This window comes from Halobacillus campisalis (assembly GCF_030345335.1).
GTDB lineage: Bacteria > Bacillota > Bacilli > Bacillales > Halobacillaceae > Halobacillus_A > Halobacillus_A campisalis.
On the sequence record NZ_JAPVRC010000013.1, the window covers coordinates 43,009 to 65,073 of the forward strand.

General features: G+C 43.3%; 28 protein-coding genes. 23 read left to right on the plus strand and 5 right to left on the minus strand.

Annotated elements, in window-relative coordinates; genetic code table 11:
• The first annotated feature begins 2 nt into the window (after positions 1–2).
• The 19 genes from rpsE (at position 3) to rpsI (ending at position 11,580) form a co-directional block, all read left to right on the plus strand.
• Entirely contained in the window at positions 3–503 is a 501-nt protein-coding gene (rpsE, locus tag O2Q26_RS17950; protein WP_253937141.1) for a 30S ribosomal protein S5, read from the plus strand.
• Positions 504–521: 18 nt separating this feature from the next.
• On the plus strand, positions 522–704 hold the full coding sequence (rpmD, locus tag O2Q26_RS17955) for a 50S ribosomal protein L30 (RefSeq protein WP_253937140.1): 183 nt from the start codon (positions 522–524) through the stop codon (positions 702–704).
• Positions 705–734: 30 nt separating this feature from the next.
• Positions 735–1,175 (plus strand): 50S ribosomal protein L15, encoded by a 441-nt coding sequence (gene rplO, locus O2Q26_RS17960; protein WP_253937137.1) that lies wholly within the window; start codon positions 735–737, stop codon positions 1,173–1,175.
• Positions 1,175–2,467: a preprotein translocase subunit SecY gene (secY, locus tag O2Q26_RS17965; protein WP_253937136.1), complete on the plus strand. Its 1,293-nt coding sequence runs from the start codon at positions 1,175–1,177 to the stop codon at positions 2,465–2,467. The genes rplO and secY overlap by 1 nt, the downstream gene beginning before the upstream one ends.
• A 41-nt stretch (positions 2,468–2,508) precedes the next feature.
• Positions 2,509–3,162, plus strand: coding sequence for an adenylate kinase (locus O2Q26_RS17970; protein WP_253937135.1), 654 nt, complete (start codon positions 2,509–2,511; stop codon positions 3,160–3,162).
• Complete coding sequence (gene map, locus O2Q26_RS17975) at positions 3,159–3,905, plus strand: type I methionyl aminopeptidase (RefSeq protein ID WP_289217175.1); 747 nt, start codon at positions 3,159–3,161, stop codon at positions 3,903–3,905. The genes O2Q26_RS17970 and map overlap by 4 nt, the downstream gene beginning before the upstream one ends.
• A gap of 16 nt (positions 3,906–3,921) precedes the next feature.
• Positions 3,922–4,257: a KOW domain-containing RNA-binding protein gene (locus O2Q26_RS17980; RefSeq protein ID WP_253937133.1), complete on the plus strand. Its 336-nt coding sequence runs from the start codon at positions 3,922–3,924 to the stop codon at positions 4,255–4,257.
• On the plus strand, positions 4,235–4,453 hold the full coding sequence (gene infA / locus O2Q26_RS17985) for a translation initiation factor IF-1 (protein ID WP_101846995.1): 219 nt from the start codon (positions 4,235–4,237) through the stop codon (positions 4,451–4,453). The genes O2Q26_RS17980 and infA overlap by 23 nt, the downstream gene beginning before the upstream one ends.
• A 35-nt stretch (positions 4,454–4,488) precedes the next feature.
• Positions 4,489–4,602, plus strand: coding sequence for a 50S ribosomal protein L36 (rpmJ, locus tag O2Q26_RS17990; protein ID WP_003156543.1), 114 nt, complete (start codon positions 4,489–4,491; stop codon positions 4,600–4,602).
• Positions 4,603–4,626: 24 nt separating this feature from the next.
• Positions 4,627–4,992: a 30S ribosomal protein S13 gene (gene rpsM / locus O2Q26_RS17995; RefSeq protein ID WP_253937132.1), complete on the plus strand. Its 366-nt coding sequence runs from the start codon at positions 4,627–4,629 to the stop codon at positions 4,990–4,992.
• 26 nt (positions 4,993–5,018) lie between these two features.
• A complete protein-coding gene (gene rpsK / locus O2Q26_RS18000) occupies positions 5,019–5,414 on the plus strand; it encodes a 30S ribosomal protein S11 (RefSeq protein ID WP_253937131.1) in 396 nt (131 codons plus the stop codon).
• 177 nt (positions 5,415–5,591) lie between these two features.
• Positions 5,592–6,536: a DNA-directed RNA polymerase subunit alpha gene (locus O2Q26_RS18005; protein ID WP_253937130.1), complete on the plus strand. Its 945-nt coding sequence runs from the start codon at positions 5,592–5,594 to the stop codon at positions 6,534–6,536.
• A 44-nt stretch (positions 6,537–6,580) separates the two neighbouring features.
• Positions 6,581–6,940: a 50S ribosomal protein L17 gene (rplQ, locus tag O2Q26_RS18010; protein ID WP_082235745.1), complete on the plus strand. Its 360-nt coding sequence runs from the start codon at positions 6,581–6,583 to the stop codon at positions 6,938–6,940.
• Between the two features lie 165 nt (positions 6,941–7,105).
• Complete coding sequence (locus tag O2Q26_RS18015) at positions 7,106–7,945, plus strand: energy-coupling factor ABC transporter ATP-binding protein (RefSeq protein ID WP_289217176.1); 840 nt, start codon at positions 7,106–7,108, stop codon at positions 7,943–7,945.
• Complete coding sequence (locus tag O2Q26_RS18020) at positions 7,921–8,793, plus strand: energy-coupling factor ABC transporter ATP-binding protein (protein WP_289217177.1); 873 nt, start codon at positions 7,921–7,923, stop codon at positions 8,791–8,793. Before O2Q26_RS18015 ends, O2Q26_RS18020 begins: the two co-directional genes overlap by 25 nt.
• The gene (locus O2Q26_RS18025) at positions 8,786–9,583 is read left to right on the plus strand and encodes an energy-coupling factor transporter transmembrane component T family protein (protein WP_289217178.1); all 798 of its coding nucleotides are present in this window, start codon (positions 8,786–8,788) and stop codon (positions 9,581–9,583) included. The genes O2Q26_RS18020 and O2Q26_RS18025 overlap by 8 nt, the downstream gene beginning before the upstream one ends.
• A 15-nt stretch (positions 9,584–9,598) precedes the next feature.
• On the plus strand, positions 9,599–10,336 hold the full coding sequence (gene truA, locus O2Q26_RS18030; protein WP_289217179.1) for a tRNA pseudouridine(38-40) synthase TruA: 738 nt from the start codon (positions 9,599–9,601) through the stop codon (positions 10,334–10,336).
• A gap of 395 nt (positions 10,337–10,731) precedes the next feature.
• Complete coding sequence (rplM, locus tag O2Q26_RS18035; RefSeq protein WP_253937125.1) at positions 10,732–11,169, plus strand: 50S ribosomal protein L13; 438 nt, start codon at positions 10,732–10,734, stop codon at positions 11,167–11,169.
• An 18-nt stretch (positions 11,170–11,187) separates the two neighbouring features.
• Positions 11,188–11,580 carry a 30S ribosomal protein S9 gene (gene rpsI, locus O2Q26_RS18040; RefSeq protein WP_163528039.1) on the plus strand — a complete coding sequence of 131 codons (393 nt, stop codon included), beginning with the start codon at positions 11,188–11,190 and terminating at the stop codon, positions 11,578–11,580.
• A 139-nt stretch (positions 11,581–11,719) separates the two neighbouring features.
• Here rpsI and O2Q26_RS18045 read toward each other — a convergent pair whose 3' ends face one another.
• The 3 genes from O2Q26_RS18045 to O2Q26_RS18055 form a co-directional block, all read right to left on the minus strand.
• Positions 11,720–12,961: an exo-beta-N-acetylmuramidase NamZ family protein gene (locus O2Q26_RS18045; protein ID WP_390216790.1), complete on the minus strand. Its 1,242-nt coding sequence runs from the start codon at positions 12,959–12,961 to the stop codon at positions 11,720–11,722.
• A gap of 75 nt (positions 12,962–13,036) precedes the next feature.
• Complete coding sequence (locus tag O2Q26_RS18050) at positions 13,037–15,136, minus strand: glycoside hydrolase family 3 protein (protein ID WP_390216783.1); 2,100 nt, start codon at positions 15,134–15,136, stop codon at positions 13,037–13,039.
• A gap of 23 nt (positions 15,137–15,159) precedes the next feature.
• On the minus strand, positions 15,160–16,857 hold the full coding sequence (locus O2Q26_RS18055) for a serine hydrolase domain-containing protein (protein ID WP_289217181.1): 1,698 nt from the start codon (positions 16,855–16,857) through the stop codon (positions 15,160–15,162).
• Positions 16,858–17,082: 225 nt separating this feature from the next.
• Between O2Q26_RS18055 and cwlD the strand changes: the two genes are divergently transcribed.
• Positions 17,083–17,799 (plus strand): N-acetylmuramoyl-L-alanine amidase CwlD, encoded by a 717-nt coding sequence (gene cwlD, locus O2Q26_RS18060; RefSeq protein WP_289217182.1) that lies wholly within the window; start codon positions 17,083–17,085, stop codon positions 17,797–17,799.
• Positions 17,800–17,886: 87 nt separating this feature from the next.
• Positions 17,887–18,945 carry an Mrp/NBP35 family ATP-binding protein gene (locus tag O2Q26_RS18065; RefSeq protein WP_253937507.1) on the plus strand — a complete coding sequence of 353 codons (1,059 nt, stop codon included), beginning with the start codon at positions 17,887–17,889 and terminating at the stop codon, positions 18,943–18,945.
• Positions 18,946–19,159: 214 nt separating this feature from the next.
• Here the strand turns inward: O2Q26_RS18065 and gerD are convergent, their stop codons facing one another.
• A complete protein-coding gene (gene gerD / locus O2Q26_RS18070) occupies positions 19,160–19,798 on the minus strand; it encodes a spore germination lipoprotein GerD (protein ID WP_289217183.1) in 639 nt (212 codons plus the stop codon).
• Between the two features lie 139 nt (positions 19,799–19,937).
• Between gerD and O2Q26_RS18075 the strand changes: the two genes are divergently transcribed.
• Positions 19,938–20,525 carry a KinB-signaling pathway activation protein gene (locus O2Q26_RS18075; protein WP_289217184.1) on the plus strand — a complete coding sequence of 196 codons (588 nt, stop codon included), beginning with the start codon at positions 19,938–19,940 and terminating at the stop codon, positions 20,523–20,525.
• Positions 20,526–20,555: 30 nt separating this feature from the next.
• Here the strand turns inward: O2Q26_RS18075 and pdaB are convergent, their stop codons facing one another.
• Positions 20,556–21,314, minus strand: a complete 759-nt coding sequence (gene pdaB / locus O2Q26_RS18080; RefSeq protein ID WP_289217185.1) for a polysaccharide deacetylase family sporulation protein PdaB — start codon at positions 21,312–21,314, stop codon at positions 20,556–20,558.
• 122 nt (positions 21,315–21,436) lie between these two features.
• Between pdaB and O2Q26_RS18085 the strand changes: the two genes are divergently transcribed.
• Complete coding sequence (locus O2Q26_RS18085) at positions 21,437–21,661, plus strand: hypothetical protein (RefSeq protein ID WP_253937503.1); 225 nt, start codon at positions 21,437–21,439, stop codon at positions 21,659–21,661.
• Positions 21,662–22,065: the final 404 nt, after the last annotated feature.

Genomic DNA, 22,065 nt, shown 5'->3' on the forward strand with positions numbered 1-22,065 from the left:
ATATGCTAACTACAAACATTGACCCTAGTAAACTAGATCTTGAAGAACGCGTAGTTACGATCAACCGTGTTGCAAAGGTAGTTAAAGGTGGACGTCGCTTTCGTTTTGCTGCACTAGTTGTCGTAGGAGATAAAAACGGCCATGTAGGATTTGGTACAGGTAAAGCACAAGAAGTACCAGACGCTATTAAAAAGGCTATTGATGATGCGAAGAAGAATCTGATTACAGTACCAATTAAAGATACAACGATTCCTCACGAAATCACAGGACAGTTTGGTGCAGGCAGCATCCTTATGAAACCAGCTGCAGAAGGTACCGGAGTTATCGCAGGTGGTCCTGTACGTGCAGTCCTTGAGCTTGCAGGTGTTCAAGACATCCTATCTAAGTCACTTGGTTCAAACACACCAATCAACATGGTGCGTGCGACACTAAAAGGACTTGGTGAGCTTAAGCGCGCAGAAGACGTTGCTCGACTTCGTGGGAAGTCTGTAGAAGAACTGTAGGATAAGGAGGGAAATGAAATGGCTAAAAAGTTAGAAGTTACCCTCACGCGCAGTGTTATTGGCAGACCACAGGATCAGCGCTCAACCGTTAAAGCGCTAGGTCTAAACAAGATTCGTCAAACTGTCGTAGTTGAAGATAACCCGGCGATTCGAGGTATGACTGAAAAGGTATCTCACCTTGTATCGATTAAAGAAGTATAAGTAAAGAATCAATAATAAGGAGGTGCTCGTATGAAACTGCATGAACTGAAACCATCAGCTGGATCCAACAAAGAACGCAACCGCGTAGGACGCGGAATGTCTTCTGGTAATGGTAAGACTTCAGGCCGTGGCCACAAAGGTCAAGGACAACGATCTGGCAGTAAGACTCGTCCAGGTTTTGAAGGTGGTCAAATGCCACTATTCCAACGTCTGCCTAAACGTGGATTTACGAATATTCACCGTAAAGAATTTGCGATTGTTAATCTAGATGCTCTTAACCGTTTTGAAGAGGGCACTGAGGTTACTCCTGAGCTTCTGCTTGAAACTGGCGTAGTCAGCAAAGAAAAAGCTGGCATTAAAGTTCTAGCTAAAGGTTCTGTCGAAAAGAAACTTACTGTGAAAGCTCATAAGTTCTCTGCTTCAGCAAAAGAAGCTATCGAAGCAGCGGGCGGTCAAACTGAGGTGATTTAATGTTCCGGACAATCTCCAATTTTATGCGCGTGGGTGACATTCGACGGAAAATCATCTTCACTTTATTGATGCTCGTTGTTTTTCGCTTGGGAACATTCATCCCTGTACCTTTCTCTGATCGAGATGCCATTGACTTCATGGATGAACAGAATGCATTTGGCTTCTTGAATACTTTTGGAGGCGGTGCGCTGCAGAACTTCTCCATTTTCGCAATGGGAATTATGCCGTACATTACAGCCTCCATTATCATGCAATTGTTACAGATGGATGTAGTACCGAAGTTTGCGGAATGGAAAAAGCAGGGTGAAGTTGGCCGTCGGAAATTAGCTCAGTTTACCCGCTATGGAACGATCGTTCTTGCCTTCATACAAGCTATTGGGATGTCAATCGGCTTCAATGCGTTAGCAGGCGGTCAGCTTATCGCTGATCCAGGCCCTGTAAAGTTCGCTGTCATTGCGCTTGTATTGACAGGAGGTACGGCTTTCTTGATGTGGCTTGGTGAGCAAATCACGACTCACGGTGTTGGAAATGGTATTTCCATTTTGATTTTTGCCGGTATCGTTGCTGCGATTCCGACAGGAGCCAATCAACTGTATGATCAGTATATTACTGGCGCAGGAGATGAGCTTTTTATTAATTTAGTGATTATCGCACTTATTGCATTGGTTATCGTTGCGGTTGTTGTTGGGGTTATATTCATTCAGCAAGCCCTTCGTAAAATCCCGATTCAGTATGCGAAAAAACTTGTTAACCGTTCTCCAGTAGGTGGGCATTCTACTCACTTGCCGCTGAAGGTTAATGCAGCAGGGGTTATTCCGGTAATCTTTGCAATTTCATTCATTATTGCTCCTAGAACCGTAGCCGGTTTCTTTGAAGGTAATGAAGTAGCCTCTGTTATTCAATATATTTTTGATTATCAGAACTGGCCTGGAATGATCATCTATGTAGCGTTGATTATTGCATTCACTTACTTCTATACATTTGTTCAGGTAAACCCGGAACAAATGGCAGAGAACTTGAAAAAACAAGGCGGGTATATTCCTGGGATTCGTCCTGGGGCGAATACTGAAACGTATTTGACTCGTGTGATGTACCGATTAACGTTTGTAGGATCTATTTTCCTAGCAGCTGTATCTATCCTGCCGATCATTCTTGGTGCTGTAGCAGGTCTGCCGCCAAGTGTTCAAGTAGGAGGAACCGGTTTGCTCATCGTCGTCGGGGTTGCCCTTGAAATGATGAAGCAGCTGGAAAGTCAGTTAGTGAAACGCCATTACAAAGGCTTTATTAAATAGATTGTGAAAAAGCTAATGAATAAGAGAGCGGAGGGAAGACGTTGAATTTGATTCTGATGGGTCTTCCTGGTGCCGGCAAAGGTACTCAGGCAGAAAAGATTGTCGAAAAATATAACATCCCTCATATCTCAACAGGAGATATGTTCCGTTTAGCTATCAAAGAAGGAACAGCACTTGGTCAAGAAGCTAAATCATATATGGATAAAGGCGAATTAGTTCCAGATGAAGTAACGATTGGGATTGTTCGCGAGCGTCTAAGTAAACCAGATTGTCAAGAAGGCTTCTTGCTGGATGGCTTCCCGCGTACGATTGCCCAGGCAGACGCCCTTGAAAATCTGTTGGCAGATATGAACGAATCAGTCGATTATGTTCTTCATATTGATGTTCCAAAAGAGCAGCTTGTCGAGCGTCTAACTGGACGAAGAGTTTGCCCAACTTGTGGAGCAACCTATCATGTGATCTTCAATCCTCCTAAAGAGGAAGGGAAATGTGATCATGATGGAGCTGAACTGATTCAGCGTGAAGACGATCAGCCTGAAACCGTTAAGAAACGTTTAGAAGTTAATGTAGAGCAAGCTCAACCGCTTCTTGACTTCTACCAGGACAAAGGATATTTAGTCACATTTGATGGTGACCGAAATATCGATGATGTTTTCGTAGATATTGATAAAAAGCTCGGAGGCCTTGTTAAATGATTATTTGCAAAACACCACGGGAGTTAGACATCATGCGTGAAGCCGGCAGAATAGTCGCCTTGACGCACCAGGAAATGAAGAAGAACATCCGGCCAGGTATTACAACAGGAGAATTAGATCGGATCGCTGATCAGTTCATACGCAGCATGGATGCAATCCCTTCATTTAAAGGTTATAATGGATTCCGTGGTAGTATTTGTGCGTCGGTCAATGAAGAGCTCGTTCATGGCATCCCGGGAGATCGGGTGCTTAACGAGGGAGATATCATTAGTATCGATATTGGTGCGAAATACCAAGGTTATCATGGTGACTCGGCTTGGACTTATCCGGTCGGCACAGTTGATGAGAACACTGCGAGTTTGCTGAGAGTTACGGAAGAATGTTTATTCAAAGGACTTGATGAAGCAAAGCCGGGTGTCCGCCTTTCAAATATATCCCACGCCATTCAAAGCTTTGTCGAAGCTGAAGGTTTTTCGATTGTACGCGAATATGTAGGTCACGGAGTCGGGCAGGAGCTGCATGAGGATCCTCAAATTCCTCATTATGGACCGCCTAACAAAGGACCTCGCTTGAAACCTGGAATGGTGCTGGCTGTAGAGCCGATGGTCAATGCTGGATCTCGATACGTCAAGACACTGGCAGATCATTGGACGGTAGTGACAAAAGATGGTAGAATGTGTGCGCACTTTGAACACACCATCGCGATTACGGAAGAGGGTTACGAAGTATTAACTACAACCTAAGTGAAGGTGATCGTGTTTGAATGAATCTGAGTCGAGTCCACGAATAGGTCAAGTTGTTCGTATTGTACAGGGACGTGAGGCGGGACAGTATGCTGTAGTCATCGATATTTTGGATGGCCGCTTCCTGCTGCTTGCTGACGGAGAGAAACGTAAGTATGATCGACCAAAGAAAAAGAATCTGCAGCACGTAGAGCTTATGGATTTCGTCTCTCCGGAAGTCCAAAACAGCCTTCTAGAAACTGGTCGCGTCACGAATGGCAAGCTTCGCTTTGCCGTAGCAAAATATGTCAATGAAGAAGTGACTGATTTGAAGAAGGGAGATCAACTCGATGGCGAAAGACGATGTAATTGAGGTGGAAGGAACAGTCGTTGAAACTCTGCCTAATGCACAATTTAAAGTAGAGCTTGAAAACGGCCATACCGTTTTAGCCCACGTTTCCGGTAAAATTCGTATGCACTTTATCCGGATCTTACCTGGGGACAAAGTGACGGTGGAACTTTCTCCGTATGATCTGACAAGAGGACGTATTACGTACCGTTATAAATAATAAACACTGCTCCGTTATAAAAGGAGGTATGGATGATGAAGGTAAGGCCTTCTGTAAAACCAATTTGTGAGAAATGCAAAGTTATCCGTCGTAAAGGTAAAGTAATGGTTATCTGTGAAAACCCTAAACACAAACAAAAACAAGGTTAATCTAAAAGGAGGTGCACGTACCAAATGGCACGTATATCAGGTGTAGATATCCCTCGTGATAAGCGAGTAGTCGTATCTCTAACTTATATTTATGGTGTTGGAAAGTCATTGGCAAGCGATGTTCTTGCAGAAGCTGGCGTTTCTGAAAGCACTCGCGTTCGTGATCTTACCGAGGATGAATTAGGTAAGATTCGTAAAGCTCTAGACAACCACAACGTCGAAGGTGACCTTCGTCGTGAGAACTCATTAAACATCAAACGTTTAATTGAAATCGGTTCTTACCGTGGAATCCGTCACCGCCGCGGACTTCCAGCTCGCGGACAGAAAACTAAAAACAACTCTCGTACACGTAAAGGCCCACGTCGTACTGTGGCTAACAAACGTAAATAATTAGATAAGAAGGAGGTTTAATCTATATGGCACGTAAAGGAAACACTCGTAGTCGTAAACGTCGCGTGAAAAAGAATATAGAGAGTGGAGTAGCTCATATTCGCTCTACTTTTAACAATACGATCGTAACGGTCACCGACGTACAAGGGAACGTTATTACTTGGAGCAGTTCTGGATCACTTGGTTTCAAAGGATCCCGTAAATCTACTCCATTCGCTGCCCAAATGGCTTCTGAAGCCGCTGCGAAAGACGCTATGGATAACGGAATGAAAACTATTGAAGTTACTGTTAAAGGCCCTGGCGCTGGTCGTGAAGCAGCGATTCGTTCACTACAAGCCGTAGGTCTAGAGATCACTGCGATTCGTGACGTGACTCCAGTACCACACAACGGTTGCCGTCCACCAAAACGTCGTCGCGTATAATAATTCTGTATAGAATTTGTAACCCTGTCTATAATGGGGTATGATAGCTTGTAAATAGCACCGCCATAGACAGTCATATAGTAGTTGTCTTGTAATAGAGACTGCCTACCTGAGGAATTTCGGTTAGATCATATGTCTAACCGAGGTTTCGACGTTTTGAAGGAGGGTTTTGTTTAAATGATCGAAATTGAAAAGCCAAAAATTGAACCGGTTGAGATCAGCAGTGATTCCACATTCGGTAAATTCGTCGTTGAACCGCTTGAGCGTGGATATGGTACAACACTAGGTAACTCCTTACGTCGTATTTTACTATCCTCACTACCTGGTGCAGCCGTTACGTCTGTTCAAATTGATGGAGTTCTTCATGAATTCTCCACAATTGAAGGTGTTGTAGAAGATGTAACTACCGTTGTACTAAATCTAAAGAAACTAGCTTTGAAGATTTATTCTGATGAAGAAAAGACTTTAGAGATTGATGTGCAAACAGAAGGTAAGGTTACTGCAGCAGACATTACGCACGATAGTGATGTAGAAGTGCTTAACCCGGATCTTCACATCGCGACACTGGATAGTAAAACACCTCTTCGTATGCGTATTACTGCTGAGCGCGGTCGCGGATACCGTCCCGCTGAAGGTAATAATCATGATGATTTACCAATTGGTGTCATTCCAGTTGATTCGATTTTCACACCTGTTTCTCGTGTGACGTATCAAGTAGAAAACACGCGTATCGGACAAACTTCAAACTTTGATAAGCTTACTCTAGACGTTTGGACTGATGGCAGTACTCGTCCTGAAGAAGCGATCTCACTTGGAGCTAAAATCTATATGGAGCACCTCAACATCTTCGTAGGCCTGACAGATGAAGCTCAAAAAGCTGAAATCATGGTTGAAAAAGAAGAGGACCAAAAAGAAAAAGTTCTTGAGATGACGATCGAAGAGCTTGATTTGTCTGTCCGTTCTTATAACTGCTTGAAGCGTGCAGGTATTAACACTGTACAAGAGCTTGCGAATAAATCAGAGGACGATATGATGAAGGTTCGTAATCTAGGTCGTAAATCACTAGAAGAAGTGAAATACAAGCTGGACGAGCTCGGTTTAGGTTTAAGAAAAGAAGACTAATTGATCATCACATCTAAGAGATTCCTATAAGGGAGGGATATTTCATGGCTAGAAAGCTAGGACGTACGACAGACCAACGTATGGCACTTCTTCGCAACTTAGCGACAGATTTGATCATTCATGAACGTATTGAAACTACAGAAGCTAAAGCAAAAGAGCTTCGTTCTGTTGTTGAAAAAATGATTACACTAGGCAAGCGCGGCGATCTTCATGCACGTCGTCAAGCTGAGTCGTTCCTTTACAAAGCAGATGCGAATGAAGAAGGAGATCAAACAGCACTTCAAAAGCTGTTCTCTGACATCGCACCACGCTATGAGGAACGCCAAGGTGGTTACACTCGCGTGCTTAAATTAGGCGAGCGTAAAGGTGACGGAGCTAAAATGGCGATCATTGAACTAGTTTAATGTCACCATTTAAAATGGGTTAAAAGGGCAGGACGGAATCTCATCAGAGGTTGACTCCAGCCCTTTTTTTATTGCTTCAAATTAATTGCCTGGGAAATGTGTCGTATAGTATAAATAAATGGTGAAATATATTTCCCAGGAAATATGGAGAGCGGAGGACCCATTATGGAGAATAGTAAGATAGAGTTCAGAAATGTTTCTTTTCGTTATCAAGAGGATATGCCCTGGGTGTTGAAGAATGTCAGTTTTACGATATCTGCAGATGAATGGGTTGCTATTATTGGCCATAATGGTTCTGGAAAGTCTACCATCGCGAAACTCATGAACGGTCTGCTATTCCCCCAGGAGGGAGAAATCTATGTGAATGGCCAGAAAGTGAGCCGGGAAACCATTTGGGATGTCCGGGAAAAGGTAGGAATGGTCTTTCAGAACCCTGATAACCAATTCGTAGGGACTACTGTGAGAGATGATGTAGCGTTTGGCATGGAAAACCATGGAATGCCCCGTGAGTTAATGCTCGAACGGATCGAAACCAGTTTGGCTGCTGTAGGCATGCAGGGGTATGAAGAGCAGGAGCCGCACCGGCTGTCCGGCGGGCAGAAACAAAGAGTGGCTATTGCTAGTGTGCTAGCAGTTTCACCAAAGTATATAATATTGGATGAAGCCACGGCGATGCTCGATCCTAAAGGCAGGAAGGAAATCTTAAAAACTGTATTAGAAGTACAAGAACAAAGAAACCTTTGCTTGGTCACTATTACACACGATTTGCTGGAAGTTACCCAGGCTGATCGGGTAATGGTTATGAACGAAGGAGAAGTTTGGCTTGAGGCGAGTCCAAGAGAAGTGTTCTCGAAGCAGGAACAGCTGCAGGAAATTGGCTTAGATACTCCATTCATTACAAAACTAGCAGATGAATTGAAAGCTGCTGGTATCAGTCTTACCCGTGAGCCACTTAATCACCAGGAGTTGTTGGAGGAATTATGGACATTACGTTCGACCATGTAAGCTATACGTATCAGCCTAATAGTCCTTTTGAGCATCACGCTTTAAAAGACCTGTCTTTTCAATTTTCGTCAGGATCTTTTGTTGCTGTTATTGGACATACGGGTTCTGGTAAATCTACGTTGATTCAACATTTGAACGGCTTGGTTCAGCCGACAGAGGGTGCGGTGTCCATAGGTTCCTACCACCTTCAAGCAGGAAAAAAGAATAAGAAATTAAGAGAGCTTCGTGAAAAGGTGGGAGTGGTATTTCAATATCCTGAACATCAACTATTTGAAGAGACGGTAGAAAAAGATATTGCCTTCGGTCCTTCGAATTTCGGAGTAGGAGAAGAGGATATCAAACAACGTACGAAAGAAGCTATCTCTGCCGTTCATTTATCAGAGGATATGCTGCAGCGGTCTCCATTTGATTTAAGTGGAGGGCAAATGCGCAGAGTAGCGATTGCCGGAGTGTTAGCTATGGATCCTGATGTACTCGTATTAGATGAACCTACCGCAGGTCTGGACCCTCGAGGCCAAAAAGAGATTATGGATATGTTTGCTCGCCTGCATAAGCAAAAACAACTGACTACCGTTCTGGTGACGCACAGTATGGAAGACGCTCTGAATTATGCGGACCATGTGATTATTTTAAAAGACGGTGAAGTTTATAAAGAAGGGGCGCCTCTTGAAATCTTTAAGGAAAAAGAAGCGCTGCAAAGTGTTCAGTTAGATGTTCCTGAGGTTATCGAATTTCTCGGCGAAGTGGAAAGAACACTGGATGAAAAAATCTCCTATCAAGGTCAATCTATAGCTGAATTAGCAAAAGAACTGGCTCAAGTGGTAAAAGGGGGCCGCGATCATGAGTAGTTCTATGATGATCGGCCAATATATCCCGGCGGGTTCCTTTATTCATAAGCTTGATCCGCGGACGAAAATCGCTATTATCTTTTTCTTTGTTGTGATCGTATTTTTTGCTAATTCCGTTATGAGCTATGGACTGCTCACTTTATTTGCCGTAGGAAGCGCTTTTGCTACTAAAATACGCGTGCGTTATATATTAAAAGGGTTGAAACCTGTTTGGTTCCTTATCGCCTTTACATTTCTTCTTCATTTATTTGTAACAAGGGAGGGAGAAGTAATCGCCACAGTCTTCGGGTGGGAGCTTTATCGGGAGGCGCTTATCCAGGGGTCTACGATTTCCCTGCGCTTTTTCCTGCTGATCATGGTCACTTCACTGTTGACTTTGACGACCACGCCCATAGAGATCACAGATGCGATCGAGCAGCTGCTCGGGCCCTTTAAGAGGTTCCGTTTTCCAGCACATGAACTGGCTCTTATGATGTCGATCTCGCTTCGATTTATACCGACTTTGATGCAGGAAACGGAAAAAATCTCTAAAGCTCAAGCGTCCAGAGGTGTGGACTTCCGCACAGGCTCATTTAAAGACCGTATAAAGGCGGTTATCCCTCTTTTGGTACCTTTGTTTGTCAGCGCGTTCAAAAGAGCTGAGGAGCTCGCTATGGCCATGGAAGCAAGGGGGTATAAAGGCGGTGAAGGACGTACGAAGTTGAGAGAGCTGCACATTGGATGGAAGGATTATGTAGTGTACGGATTGTTTATTCTATTAATGGCTGGATTATTCTTAACTAGGAATTAGCTGGAGGATTAAGATATGAGATTAAAATGCAGAGTGGAATACGATGGGACACAGTATGCGGGATATCAGATTCAGCCTAACGGCAATACGGTCCAAGCTGAATTAGAAAAAGCACTGGCCAAGATGCATAAAGGCGAAAAGGTGAAAGTGACAGCCTCTGGGCGGACAGACTCCGGCGTCCACGCAAGAGGGCAGATCATCCATTTTGATACGAATCTATCTATCCCTCCACACAACTGGAAAAGAGCGCTGGATTCTATGCTTCCTCAAGACATCCATATCGCTGAAGCAGAGGAAGCTGCGGCTGACTTCCACGCCCGTTATGACACAATCGGAAAAGAGTATCGATATTTCGTTTGGAACAGCCGAGAGCCAGATATCTTCAAAAGACACTATACGACACACATAAAATTTCCGCTAAATGTAGAGGCAATGAAAAAAGCGTGTCGGCTGATTGAAGGAGAACATGATTTTACTTCCTTCTGTTCGTCCCGGACTGATTTGAAAGGAAGCAAAGTGAGAACGATCCACCGAGCTTCAATTGAGCAGGAGGGAGCCGAGCTGGTATTTATTTTTAAAGGAAGCGGCTTTTTATACAATATGGTTCGTATCCTGGTAGGAACTCTGCTAGAGGTAGGGCGGGGTGAACGCAACCCTGAGGAATTGCAGGCTGTGTTTGAAGCCCGTGAACGGAAAGCGGCTGGAAAAACGGCGCCCCCTCATGGGTTGTTTTTGTGGCAAGTTGATTACTGAGGGGTGCTGCAAGTGCACTCGTTTTTATTTGGAAAGATCGTCTGATTACGGAATTTTGTTTATGCGTGGCGTGTCTACCCGGCCACTTCCGCATTTCTGATGTCCAGCTGCGAAAGGCAAGCCTTCGCGACATAAGCAATCTACCTCCATCGGGAAAGGCCACCCGATTGCGGCATCTTGCTTATGCGTTTCAGGCTTAAACGCCTTTCTTCGCATTTCTTTTTAAAAAAACAACGTTTCCTTGCGTTTAGGCTCTTGACATTGGGGACAGGAGTGTTATATTATATTCTATGGCATTTTATTTCTATACCACGGTTAGCCCCGGAAACTAATCGTATTTGAGATAAATAATAATTGAAGCTTTGTGAAACTAACAATTCAGGAGGGAAACCAATATGCGCACAACTTTCATGGCAAATGAAAACAACGTGGAACGCAAATGGTTCGTCGTGGATGCTGCAGGGCAGACACTAGGCCGTTTGGCAAGCGAAGTTGCTGCGATCCTTCGCGGTAAAAATAAACCAACGTATACTCCGCATGTTGATACAGGTGACCATGTCATCATCATCAATGCTGGAGAAATCGAACTAACAGGTAACAAAATCAATGATAAGATTTATTACCGTCACTCAAATCACCCAGGTGGTTTGAAATCTCGTACAGCTAACGAAATGCGTACAAAATACCCTGAGCAAATGCTAGAACTTGCTGTTAAAGGTATGCTGCCTAAAGGAAGCCTAGGACGCAAAATGGGCAAGAAACTTCATGTATACGCTGGATCTGAGCATAAGCATGAAGCACAACAACCAGAAGTTTACGAACTTCGCGGATAATAAAAGGGAGGTAATCGAGTGGCACAAGTACAATACTCCGGTACTGGACGTCGTAAAAAGTCAACAGCTCGTGTACGTCTAGTTCCAGGAACTGGTCGTGTAGTAGTAAATAAGCGTGACGCTGAAGACTTTTTCCCATACGAAACTCTTCGTATGATTCTGAAGCAGCCTTTAGCTGTTACAGAGACTGAAGGAAACTATGATGTGTATGTTAATGTTGATGGTGGAGGTTTCACTGGTCAAGCTGGTGCGATCCGTCACGGAATCGCTCGTGCTCTGCTTCAAGCAGACCCAGAATACCGTACACCACTTAAGCGCGCAGGACTTCTAACGCGTGACGCACGTATGAAAGAGCGTAAGAAATACGGTCTTAAAGGTGCTCGTCGTGCTCCACAGTTCTCCAAGCGTTAATATTTTTTATCAAGAGAAGCTCTTTTCCTTTCATCGGGAAGAGAGCTTTTTTTATGCTGGCAGTTTTGTAAACTATCGATAAGCTCTGGCGCGGCTTGAAAAATCCCCCGGGCTGGATGAGAGCCCGGGGGATTCAAATTTACTTATAAAGCAAGTATTGTTTACGAACCTTCTCAAATTCTTTCAATTCATCTTCCCATTCAGCTTGCATGTCTTCTACGGATTCCCCGTTTTCAATAGCTTCACGAACCCATCCGTTTCCGATCAAGTTATCGAAAAAGGAAATACCGGCTGCATTTTCAGCGCGGAATTCGAAATCCTCTGGATACATGTCGTGAATGGTTTTTACGAGATGCAGTCCCGTTTCCACAGGCTGATAGGATTCTTTATGTGTGACATGTATTTCTACACCGTTGCTTAATTGACCCTGATGCTTGGAAAAGCTTGGGGTGAAGGAGGCGGCACGGAAAGTGACGCCTGGCAGCTGCAGGTTGTTCAGTTCAGCAGCCAGTTCTGTACTGTTAATGAAGGGAGCTCCAATCAACTCAAACGGCTGAGTTGTTCCTCGGCCCTCTGATACGTTGGTTCCTTCAATCAATGCAGCACCGGGATACACAAGGGCTGTTTCTGTCGTCGGCATGTTCGGCGATGGAGCGACGAAATCAAGAGGTGTATCGTCATAGTACATGTCACGCTTCCACTTATTCATTTCGACAACGGTTAAATCGGCACCAATTTCAAATTCCTCATTGAAAAGTTTTGCGAGTTCCCCAACTGTCATGCCATGGCGAAGCGGGATTTCATAATTTCCAACGAAAGATTTATATTCTTCTTCTAACACAGGGCCTTCTACTTTGTCACCGCTTAAAGGGTTTGGACGATCCAGTACGATGAATGGAATATCATTCTCTTCTGCAGCTTCCATTGCGTAAGCCATCGTGTAGATATAAGTATAGAAACGGGTACCGACATCCTGAATATCAAAAAGCAGGACATCAACATCTTCTAACATTTCTGGAGTAGGTTTACGAGTTTCTCCGTATAAGCTGTAAACAGGCAGGTCAGTTTGTTCATCGATATAATACTCTACATATTCTCCGGCTTGGGCGCTGCCTCGTACGCCATGCTCAGGTCCGTAAAGAGCGGTCAGATCTACGTCTGGATCTTCATCCAAAATGTCGACAATGCTGTTAAGGTCTTTATCAACACCTGTAGGGTTGGTGATTAAGCCTACGTTCTTACCTTCGATCAATTCTTTCTTATCATCAAGCAAAACTTCTACACCCAGCTGAAATTGTTTATGTTTACCCTTTTGCTTCCCATTGTTTCCGCCTTTCTCTGCAAAAACGACCGTAAAAGTGGAAAGAATGAGCACGAGCATGAGAATTCCGATCAATGGTTTTTTCAAGTGATCGACTCCTTTTTAAGTAGTAGGAGAAGGGGGAGGGCCCCTTCTTTATTCATAACTCAATCCATGGCCAAATTCATAAAGAGGTTCTCCATTTTCACCTGGTATCGTAACAGGGAGTGCGCCGGAAGGATTGATTTCTCCAAACAGTGCAGCTGCTGTTGCATCAAAGCTTGATTCATTAAACCCGTATTGAGCTAAATATCCATCAACCTCAGGGAAGGCCATAACATCGTAAGGATTACGGATACCTACGCCTATTACAGGAGTATCGACTTCATCTACGAGTTGATGAACGAGCTGCATCTGCGGGTGGCTGTCCGCACGGCCGGCTACATTGAAAGTGTAGGTTCCTACAATGATTTTGTCGGCGTCATCCAATTGAGCCAGCTGCTCATCATTTAAAGGGCCTGTAGCTTTTACCAGCTCAGTATTTTCATGTTGAGAGGTGATCGACTCGTACAAGCTGTCGATAAATGTGTTCCCAACAACGACCACTTTTTCATTCGCGTCCGCATTTAAAGGTAAAACGTCATCATTTTTCACAAGTGTAATGGATTGATTGGACGCTTCTGTTTCTACAGCTTTATGCGCGTCAGATCCGACCGTTTCTTCTGCATTCGCAATAATCTCGTCCATGTCCGGAGCGGATTCTGCTTTAATGATTCCGCGCTTCAACTTCAGAGTCAATATTCTTTCGACCGAATCTTCAATCCGTTCTTCACTGATTTCTTCGGTTTCCACAGCTTCTAATAGTCCTTCGGCCACTTCTTCAAGGCCGACCGGCATCAGTACGATATCTGTACCGGCTTTCACGCTTCGGATCACGGCATCTACGGATCCAAAGTGATCAGCGATAGCCTTCATATTCAATGCATCCGTAATGATCAGCCCTTCATATCCCATTTCCTCACGCATCAACCCTGTCAGTACTTTAGGAGAGAGTGTGGCTGGCAGGGAAATCTCTGTTCCGTCTTTTTGGGAAGTTACTTTAGTATCATCGATTTTAGGAAACGTGACGTGAGCGGTCATGATGGCGTCAATATCCGCTTCCATGGCTTGCTGGAAAGGGTGTAGTTCGACGTCCAATAATCGCTCCTTATCGTGTGGTACTTCAGGCAGGCCGAGGTGAGAGTCTACAGCTGTATCTCCGTGGCCTGGAAAGTGCTTCGCTGTAGCAGCTACGCCTGTGCTTTGTAATCCTTTCGTATAAGCGATTCCTAAATCAGCGACTAGATCAGGGTCTTCCCCAAACGAACGTGTACCAATAACGGGGTTATCCGGGTTATTATTCACGTCCAGTACAGGAGCCAGGTTCATATTAATTCCGAGTGATTCAAGTTCAGATCCAATGGCCTGTCCTACATCTTCGGTAATGTCTGTAGAGCGTGTGGCACCTAGCGCCATATTACCGGGCATATCGGTGCCGGATTGAAGCCGGGTGACTATGCCGCCTTCCTGGTCAATCGTCATTAATAGACCATATTTTTCAGAAGCTTCTTGATAGTCAGCGACTAATTCAGCCGTTTGAGCAGTGGTGACAACATTTTCACGGAAAAGAATGACACCACCGAGGTGATAATCCTTTACTGTCTGCTCAATTTCAGGCAGCATCTCTGTTACATTTTCACCGTCCCAGTTTCTAAAATCAGGCATGAGCATCTGACCGACTTTTTCTTCAACAGACATTCCTTCAATTGCATGGTCAACGACTTGATAGTGGTCTCCTTTTTGTTTTACAAGTTTTCCTTCAAAATTCGGTTTCCTTTTTTCACCTTTCACAGGTTTGTGATCTACGGCAATACGATCTTTATTCGTTCCATCGGAGACAGAAATGAAGGTGCGGCCGTTTTTCCCTGTAAGGGTGACGGTTCCTTCTTCATCTACTGAAGCGACATTTTTGTTGGAGGAGGACCAGCTAAGGTCTTTATCTGCTTCTGTAAAATGTCCATCTTCATACAAGTTGAGAGCAGTGAGGTCGAGCTCATCGTTCTCAAATTCGGCCTCCACTTGAGGTACATTCTCAAGTAATACGAGATCGTCCGGCTCCTTCTCGCTATTGGCTGAAGCTGTCTGCGGGGTTAGGGGACTAATGACAAGAGCGGCAATGATGGCCGTCATACCGTATCGATTTCTTAATCGCTTCATTTAGCTTTTCAACTCCCTTTATATTAATAAGATCTCTTTTCCCAATCATTTTCAATAATTTTTAAAGAAGCTGATGGATATATATTCAAGTTTGTGACGTACCAGCCTCTGCCATTCGTACTTCCATCGGTTTGATAGCGGAAGCGGACATATTCAGCATCCGCAGGAAGGGATATGGATTGGGTTTTCCAGGCTACACTGCTTCCGGTGAGCGGCTGGGAAACTTCCGTCCAGGTATCGCCATCCTCGGATATTTCTACAAGTCCGAAATCGTAGTCTTGCTCGATTCTGAACCATGTGTCAAAGGTCAAAGTGGCTGCTTCTTTGTTATCTATTTTAGCTGTTAACGTTCTATTCAGGTTATCTCCATAACCGGAGAACCAGGCTCCATCTTTCGCTGGCATATCGACAGGAATCGAATCAGCCACTTGTCTGGCGAACAATTTCCGTGTCGGGTTTGTAGAGACTGTTTCTCTTGTCGGGTGAACACGATTGGTCAATAAAATGGCGATGGTATGATTATCAGGATTAATAACAATCGACGTCCCGGTGAAACCAGTGTGGCCCATCGTGGAGGCTTCCGTTAAGGCGTCCATATACCATCCTTGAGACAGTTCCCAGCCAAGACCATGTTCATTGCCGGGAAACTCGGGGATTTGATTTTCAGTTAAAAGAGCCACAGTTTCCGGCTCCAGAATGCGTTTCCCACCGTAGCTTCCTTCGTTTAGATACATGTGTCCAAGCTTAGCGAGGTCTTCTGCGGTTGAGAAGACGCCGGCGTGACCACCGACACCATCGAGAGACCAGGCGTTTTCATCATGGACTTCACCCCATACTAAACCTCTGTTGAGGGGAGTTTGATCTTCGGTGGCTGCAATTCTTTTTTTAAGTTCAGGGGTTGGGTCGTACATTGTATCTTTCATGTTCAGTGGGGTAGTGATATGTTTTTTCACAAACTCATCGAGCCGTTGACCGGTGATGCGTTCAATAATGGAGGCGAGCGTAATCATGTTGAGATCACTGTACGTGTATGTAGTTCCTGGTGGGTTAGCGAGCGGATGTTCAAAAACGTATTGCAAACGATCTTCACGACTTTCTCCTTCTGCATATAGTGGTACCCAGGCGGTGAATCCTGAAGTGTGAGTCATTAATTGTTCAATCGTGACATCTTCTTTTCCGTTTTGAGCAAATTCGGGGATATGTTTAGCCACGGGATCATTTAGTTCAAAATGTCCCTCTTCATATAATTTCATAGCGGCTGTAGACGTAAATACTTTGCTGATTGATGCGACATCAAAAATAGTATCTTTCTGCATTTGAATAGGCTGTTCAGCTTTTGTTCCATTATCATCCTTGTAAAGCAGTGAGTGACCATAGGCTTCGTGCTGAGCAATATGTCCTTTACGAGCGACGAGTGTCACAGCGCCAGGCATCGCTCCTTCGGTTATTTTCGATTCAATGACTGAATCAATTTCTTTTAAAGGCTCCTTCATAAGTCCTGCTCCTTTCGCGGATCCGGGGTGAATGATGGGGGCGGATGGCCCCGGATCACTCCAAGAAAACACAGGATGCGGCTTTTCCTTAGTTTTTTTGTTGTGATGCGTCTCGATACTTGGCTGATTCCATTCGCTTGCTTTTACACTCCTTTCATCCAGAGTGGAAAAATAAATCGATGAGAATAGCAGCGCGGTAAGAGTGACGAATGTAGTTTTCTTTTTCATATATTCCTCCTTTATAAATTTAAATGTTCTATACACTACCTATGTTAAGTAACAATTATATAGATGTCTATACCACTTAAGTAGCAAAGATTTTAGAAAATTAAAAATTCAACGCAGGATATCTAGTCCAATCGATACATTTTCCTGCTGGTGCAATCACCTTTCACACATATTTTTAAGCCTTGTCCCATATATTGTGCTACAAGGGTAAGGGAGTGGAGTCGGATGGGGCGTCGATTAAAAACGATGGTCTGGTTTGCAATGGTTTTAACATGTGTAGGTCTTGTGTCTATACCTGTAGAAGAAGTAAAAGATACGTGGCAAGCATGGTCGTCACCACTATTCGGAAAAGTGATCATCATCGATCCTGGTCATGGAGGACCTGATGCAGGAGCGAGCGGCGCCAATGGTACAGAAGAAAAAGGAATTACCTTGAATCTTTCCAATTACTTAAGGGATTACTTGCAGGAAGCGGGAGCCATAGTTTATTTAACGAGAGAAGATGACCGAGATTTATCAGAAGCGCCTATATCTACAAAACGAGGGAGCTTATCTGCTCGTAAATCCGAAGATATTCGAAAACGAATTGATATTATAAATAAATCCGACGCGGACCTTTATATTAGTATGCATTTGAATGCCAGCACTTCTTCAAGCTGGAGAGGGGCTCAAACATTTTTCAACCCGAATAAAGAGGATAGTGAGAAGCTGGCGAAATACGTTCAAAAAGAAATGCAGGATAACTTAGAAAATACCACAAGGGAGCCGCTCGGACTAAGGAACATTTATATATTAAGTAATGGAGAACCGCCTGGTATTTTAGTGGAGGCAGGGTTTTTGTCAAATCCCGAAGAACGGGCTTTGTTAGAAGAAGAGAACTACCAAAGAAAAGTATCTGCCTCGATTTACAGGGGGGTCTTAAGATTTGTCACAGAGGAATAAATGAACGACAAAATGCAAATCACTTAGAAAGCGTTTCATGTATGTTATACTGGCACTGGTGAAACATTTCTAAGGAAGGTGAAGTACGTGCTTACACAAGAAAAAGTATTAGAAATCCTTCATTCCATCGAGGATCCGTTTTTACATAAAACGTTAGAAGAAACTGGTGGAATTCAGGAAATTAAGATAAAAGAAGAAAAAAATCATGTGAGTGTAAAGATTTTAATTGCTAAAACCAATACAGCTGAACAAATGGACCTTCAGCAAAAAATCGTCAACGAGCTGAAGAGCGGTGGAGCGGCAACAGTCGGACTTCGCTTTGATCAACTGCCAGACGATGTGATCCAGAAATTCCAGCCGGCTGCTGAGGAAGAGCAGGAAGCTACTTTACTAGGCGGACAGACAGGAACGAAGTTTATCTCTATAGCAAGTGGTAAGGGAGGCGTAGGAAAATCTACTGTCACTGTTAACCTTGCTGTCGCTCTTACTCGTTTAGGGAAAAAGGTAGGAATTATAGACGCTGATATTTACGGCTTTAGTGTACCCGATATGATGGGGGTTGAAGAGCGCCCGGTCGTACGCGGTGAAAAGATAATTCCTGTAGAACGCTTCGGTGTGAAACTAGTCTCTATGGGATTCTTTGTAGAGGATAACTCCCCGATTGTATGGCGTGGACCTATGCTTGGTAAGATGTTGACTAGCTTCTTTAAAGAAGTAGAGTGGGGCGATCTTGACTACTTGCTTCTCGACTTACCACCAGGTACAGGAGATATTGCAATGGACGTACATTCTCTGCTGCCATCCTCCAAGGAAATCATTGTTACAACCCCTCATCCGACAGCAGCCTTTGTTGCTGCACGTGCCGGGCAAATGGCTATTAAAATGGAGCATGATATCCTTGGAATCGTTGAGAACATGGCTTACTTTGAAAGTAAAGAAACAGGGAACAAGGAATTCGTTTTCGGCCGCGGTGGCGGTGTGAAACTAGCTGAAGAACTGAAGACAGATGTCCTTGGACACATTCCGCTTCAACAGCCATATGAAGATGAAGATGTGTTCGCACCGTCTGTTTACCAGGAAGACCACCCGATTGGAGTCGTATATCGTAATATGGCTGCAAAAGTCATTGATAAATTTTCTAATTAAATAGCTATGTTAAACGTCATTGTTGATTTTCATGCTGAGACAGCTCATCACATGCCCACGGAAAGCGATCCGTTTTCCCGTCCGTTGTCTCCGCATGCAAAAGTTTCGAAATTGAATATTCAAGAAATGGGAGCTTATATGAAGGTCAACACGAGAATTTAACAGAGCCAATTAAATGAAAAACACGCAGTCGGTAGGTGGCTGCGTGTTTTTATTATGATGAGGAACCTTTTGTTCCTTCCTGGCTTCCGCTTTCTTCATTCGACTGCTGCTGGTCTCCACTTTCACTCTCAGACCCACCGCCGCTGCTTTGCATTTCTTCAGCAGCTCTCAAGAGCGTTTCACTCATTTTAGCTTGGAAAACAGGGTTGTTTAATGTTTCTTCGATTGTTTTCTCCAAATGAGCCCGAAACTTCTGGCCTTGCATGACTTCAAGCATTTTTTCCATCATCTCAGGGTTTTGATAAATTTCAATGAGAGAGGACTGATATTCAGAATCCTTCATCAAGCCTTTCATTAAGTCTTTCTGTTCCTCTTGAACGACTTTACTGAACTCCGGAACGAAGGAAGGGTCAGAAAAAAGCTTGCTCCAAAAGTCTTTACCTTCTTCTGATAAAAGAGTTTCATTAACAGCGGTCGACACTTCTTCAGATTCAAGTGCCAATTCCTGTTTCATCTTTTCATCAGATAAAACTTCGATCAGAGCCTGCTGCCCTTCGTCAGTCTTTAATATATCAACCATCATTTTTTTAGAGGTATCGTAATCTGCTTGCTCGCTGGCACCTGAACTGCCGTTACATGCTGCCAGGAAAACAACGAGTATGATGGGGCAGATCCATCGAAATTTGGACATGATAATTGTCCCCTTTCCTTTGTTTTCCCTTACGTTTAATATGTGCTTCGGAGAAAAAATTATGCGACCATGAACAAAAAATGAAGGGTTCGTGATAAAATACGATAGGGAACTGTTAAGCAATTAGGGGGAAAAGTCCGTGAATAGTCGAAAATGGGTGCGATTATTTTTAACGACGCTCGTCATTGGCGGCGTTTTAACATTGTTATCCAGTTTTATTATTAAGAGTGATTCATATGCCGAAGTTTTTCAGCCTTTCCAGATGTTTGAACTGCTTGGGCTGTTGTTATTTTTCTCAGGTTTAGGTTTTATTTTCAGCGTAATCAGTCAAATGGGCTTCTTTGCGTATTTGACGATCCACCAGTTTGGACGAGGGATTTTTAAAGGAAGCTGGACGTCCATCCAACTTTTCTTAATAGCTTTTACAATATTTGATTTGATTTATTTTCGCTACCAGGCAGCAGAAGATAGCTCAATTTGGCCTTATATTTTCACTGCCCTTGGATTATTACTCGTCTCCCTTGTGATCGCCTACTTAAAAGCGAAGGAAACAAACAAGCAAGCATTTGTCCCTGCGCTGTTTTTCATGGTCGTCGTTACTTCTGTAGAATGGGTGCCGGCATTAAGAGCAGCTTCCAGTGACTACGTATGGCTGATGATTATTCCATTAGTGGTATGTAATGCGTATCAGCTCATGCTGCTTCATCGGTTAACAGCAGAGAAATAAGAAAAAGAGCTGGGCCTTCAGCTCTTTTTCTTATTCCACTTGAGTTATTTTTGCTTTGCTTCCATTTACCAATTCGGTGATGGTTGAAAACTCCAAACCTTTTTGTTTAAGTCCAGGCAATACTACTTCTAAAGCTTTATCAGTCTGCTTTACGGAGTCTGAGGCATGCATAAGTACGATGTCACCCTTATCTGTTTCTTCTAATATTGCATCAATAATCTGGTTGGTCCCGGGATTCTCCCAATCACGAGGATTTACACTCCATTGAATCGCTTCTAAATTCTCTTCTTCCACTACTTTTAAAACTTCACCGTTAAATTGCCCGTGAGGAGCGCGAAACCAATCGACATCTTCAAAACTGAGTTTTTCAAAAGCTTCACGTGCTTTTTGGATGTCTTGTTTTATTTCTTGTGGTTCTAAATCCATATAACTGTTATAAGAATATCCCATCATTGCAATCTCATGTTTACCATCGTGTATTTCTTTTACAATATCGGGGTGGCGCTCTGCCCATTCACCACTTAGAAAAAATGTCGCTTTCGCTTCATGTGCTTCAAGCACCTTTATAATGTCATGAACCTTACTGTTGCCCCAGCTGATATTGAAAGTGAGAGCGACGAACGGCTGGTCTTCGCTTCCCTGGGATAAGGCACGAGGCTCACCTTTATTAGAAAAAACAGCAATTTGGCTTTGTTGCCCAATCCACATTAATATTGCGCAAAATAATGCAATGACGACTATGACACCGTATCGTTTGATTAATTCTAATTTATTTTGGAAAATCCTCACGAGTCAGCCCCCTTTACTCCCTCTTATAATTTATACCTATGAAAAAATGGACAACCTATGCTATAAATCCAGAAAAAAGGGTAAAAATAAAAACAAGCTGGTTTTTTGAGGGAGGGTTATTAATGTTTGGACTTATGATTTCCAAGCAGGAACATCAAGAAATTGAGTATTTATTAAAGAGAGAAATGGAAGAAATCACACTCGACCTGGGGGATCATAGAATTGATCCATCCATTAAAGAAGCTATGGAAGAAAGGTATTCTGTTTTATTTCAACTTTTTAGAAGATTTGCAACGGGTGAAGAATGTCTTCAATACATGCCAAAAAAGAAAAAACGAACGAATTAATGTTCAAAAAGCCTGACGTTCACTCAGGCTTTTTACTATTCTTGAGGCAGCTTTTATTGAAAGTAAGCAGAGGGAAAAAGAAAAAAATAATAAATTAGCAAAAAGTTATTGCGTTCGCTTAAAACTTTATGCTATATTATTAAACGTTGTCAGTTAAGGCAATGACGAGCCAATAAATGACTCGCCAAAAAGATTTGAACTTTTTTCATAAAACTTGTTGACTTAAATGAGTATGCATGGTAAATTAGTTCTTGTCGCCAAAACGACAAAATGAATTTTTGATCTTTGAAAACTGAACGAACCAACCAGTACGTCAAGTCTTCTTTCTACTAAAGAAGGAAGTAAAACAAGCACATTCGGTGTGCAAATGAGCAAGTCAAACTAACTTTTATGGAGAGTTTGAT